Annotated in this window: 2 protein-coding genes; both read left to right on the top strand. The window is 39.8% G+C overall.

From position 1 onward, the window contains the following. Positions 1–2138, top strand: a 2138-nt coding sequence (locus VB714_RS07025; protein ID WP_323222510.1) for a hypothetical protein, incomplete at its 5' end; no start/stop codon positions are given. Next, positions 2125–3561, top strand: a complete 1437-nt coding sequence (brxL, locus tag VB714_RS07020) for a BREX system Lon protease-like protein BrxL (protein WP_323222508.1) — start codon at positions 2125–2127, stop codon at positions 3559–3561. The genes VB714_RS07025 and brxL, both read left to right, overlap by 14 nt. The last annotated feature ends 117 nt before the right edge of the window (positions 3562–3678 follow it).

Below are 3678 nucleotides of genomic sequence, written 5' to 3'. Positions count from 1 at the left end.
AGTCTAACTATATCGCGATCGCCACAGAACGAGAATGGTTGCAGAAATTTACCGGACAACCTGGACACTATTGGATTAAAGGGAAACGCTTATGTGACTGGACAGAAGCATGGTTACAAGGACGTGACCTCTTGGATACAATCTCCCGAATTCAACAATCCCCTAGCGATCGCCTCAAACAATTATTTTCCCCTCTCCCTTTACCCTCAGACTGGACAGAAAAAGAATTTTTTCAATTAGCCATCGATCTCGATCGCTATCCCGACCCTCCTATTCCCTATTTTCTAGCAGAATTAAGCAATAGTAATCCACAAATTTGGTTGGACAAACCCTCCCGAGAAAATCTCGCAGATTGGTTATCTTTGCAAGTTCCTCAATCAAAGCAAATTCTCGAACGAATTTGGCAAGAAAAACGTCCTCCATCTCCCCTTACTCCCTATTATCAAACCTCAGATAAACTCAATTTATTGCGTCAATGGTTGGGAATTCTCCCTCCCCATATCCCCGAACTCGAACAATATCCTCGGGATATCCCAGACATTATCATAGATGAATTCGATCGCTACTGGGAAGAAAAAATTAATGCCAGTGAAGGACAAATTCTGGAAACACTAAATCCTACCCAACAAGTGGGAATGGAACGCATTGCTAACATTGCCCATCGAGTTCTCAAACAGCGATCGCACTGGTTAAATAGGGTCAGAGAGAAAAAATTAACAGGCTATCTCTCCTATTCTAAAAAGACCGAATTACAGGACTTGGATTCTCCAATGCAACCTCAGATCCTTCCCCTAGAATTATCTCCCCAAGATGTTCTCAACTGGGTAACACAAGAATATCTTCCGTTTCGTCGTTGGGAAATTCAAACGCAACACAGCAAAATTAGCGATCGCCTTGCAGATAGTTTTATTACTTGGATTGTAGAACATTATCCCCAATTGATGATCGCTCCTGTTTCCGATTCTTACTTGAACTATCAAGTCACGGATTTTGTTCGTCAACTTTACCAAGAAAAACATCCTGTTCTTTGGGTTGTTGTAGATGGTTTGGGATGGTTGGATCATCTCGAATTGCTCGATTTTCTCACTCGCGATCGCCAACTTTCTGTAACCACTTCTCCACAACCTCGCTTTAGCATTCTCCCCACAAAAACCGAGTATGCAAAATGGAGTTTATATCAACAAACTCTCCCCGATCGCCACAAATGGAATGAAAATATCGATCGCGCTTTTCAACAACTCAATTTCGGTCAACGGTACACCGACAACCAACGCGATCAACTCTACAAAGATTTACAAAAGCAAAAACATTCTGTTTATTGTTGGGATACAACCCAATTAGACAAACTCTATCACAATCAAAGAGATTGGCAAAGCCTCAATGATTTAGAAAGACCGGATTGTTTAGAAAAAATTGCCAAAACCATTCATTACTGTTTACAACAATATCCCGAACCCGATCGCTTGCAAATTGTTATTGCTAGTGACCACGGCCAACTTATGGGAAAATCCCCTCATTTGACTCCTATTCCTCCTAATTTAACCCCAAAAGGAAGAATGGCCATTGGTAAAACTGACGATCCTCGCTTTGTTGTTTTAGATAGCGATCGCTACCAACTTCCCCAGGATCTAAGTATTGTGCGATCGTCAGCGAGTTTAAATGCTTTTACCTATACCAGTCAACAAGAAATTATTGGGTCTCATGGGGGATTATTCCCCGAAGAAGTTGTCATCGGTTTTTCAGTCTTACAACAACAAGTTCGGCGAATTTCTCCCCAAGTTTCCTGTTTTGGTCAAGGAAAGCCGAGAGAATCCGGAGAATTAACTGTTACTCTTAATAATCCCAATTCTGTTCCTTTAACCCCTCTTTGCTTGTATATTCCAGAATTACCCGATTATCAGCAAGGTTACGATCTGAATCAAACCATTAATCCTCAACAAAAAATTACGCTAAAATTGCCCATTCAACACTATCCAGAACTATCACCCCACCATCGCGATCGCCAATTTCCCCTAACAGGATATCTCAGTTTTTGTTATCCTTACAGCGAACCAATAGAAATGGCGATCGATCCCCAATCTCATCTTAAAATCGAACAAATTTATAGCAGTAGTTTAGATATCGATGAATTCCTATAATAACGAAAAAATTAAGAATATTTTTGGCATTCTCAGTATTGATAAAACCCGATTACCCACCAGTGGTTTATCCAATCTCGGTATCCCTAGTTTTGTCGCTGAATGGTTACTCGATAAAGTTGTCCCTGGGACTGGATCGTTAACTTTAGAAGAACAAAATAAAGTTAATTCTTTTGTCCAGAAAGCCTTTCCTCGTAAAGACGATCGCAACACCATTCAGTTTAATTTAACCCAAAGTAGAACTCAAAAACTCATTGCTTTGATGCAAGTGAGAGTTAAACTCGATCGCCAAGCAAAAACTATTCCCGAACCCCTAGCCCAAATTCCCATCCTTGACCTTGAAGAATGCGCGATCGGAGTCGATCTTATTGAACAAAATCCCATGCTACTCCGTCAAGGAGTTTGGGGTAAAATTACCCTTGGAATGCGTCCCAATGGAACAATTGAAGTTCTCGATTTCGATCCTTTTCAATGTTCTGAAGTAGATTTAATAACTTATGCTCAATATCGAGAACATTTTACAACCCTAGAATGGCGGGATCTCCTCATTTGTTCTATGGGATATAATCCTGATTGTTTCTCTTATCAATCAACTGCCAAAACGTGGTTATTGGCTCGTTTACTGCCCCTAGTCGAACCGAATTTTCATATTATAGAACTTGCCCCTAAAGGAACAGGAAAAAGTTTTGTATTTGAAAATATCAGTAGTAAAGTTTCTTTAATTAGTGGGGGAAAAGTAACACCAGCAAGATTATTTATTAATGGAAAAACGAAAGAAGTTGGTTTATTAGGTCGCCATGATGTCGTCGTTTTAGATGAAGTCCAAAGCCTCACCTTTGATAATACTAACGAAGTCATTGGTGTCCTGAAAAACTATCTAGCTAGTGGACGTTATAATCGTGCTGGATTTGCAGAGATTTCTAGTGATTGTTCTTTAGTTATGTTAGCCAATATCGAACTCACTGAATCTTTACAACCTCGTAATCCAGATTATCTTATTGGAGATTTACCAGAGTTTTTCGGGGAAACAGCTTTTCTAGATCGTTTTGCTGGCATCATTCCGGGGTGGGAAATTCCTAAATTTCAGCGAGATATGATCGCTTCACAAATTGGTTTAAAAATGGATTTTTTTGGTGAGGTTTTACTTTCTTTACGACAAGATAATCGATTTTTAACCTATGCCCAAAAACACACTCAATTCGATCGCGTTACTGTCCGCGATCAAAATGCAATTCTCAAATCTGCTTCTGGCTTTCTCAAACTGCTGTATCCTCACCTAATTCTCACTTTAGAGGATTACGAACGAGATTGTTTAAAACCTGCTTGTCAACTTCGCCAAGCTATCCGCAATAATCTTTATTTTTTGGATGCTGAATTCAAATCCTATGGTCGTGAATTAATCGTTGAAGCGGTCAGTTGTTAAAACTGTTTGTTATTCACCCCCTCAACACAGAATTCCCGATCGCCCTGCTTCTGCGTCAATGATAAGGAAATTTTTGCCTCTTGACACTATGTAAAATAAACACTATGCTTGGTGTAG

The sequence above is a fragment of the Spirulina sp. 06S082 genome (genome assembly GCF_034932145.1).
Lineage (GTDB): Bacteria > Cyanobacteriota > Cyanobacteriia > Cyanobacteriales > Spirulinaceae > CCY15215.
This window is presented reverse-complemented; position numbering and strand designations above follow the sequence as displayed.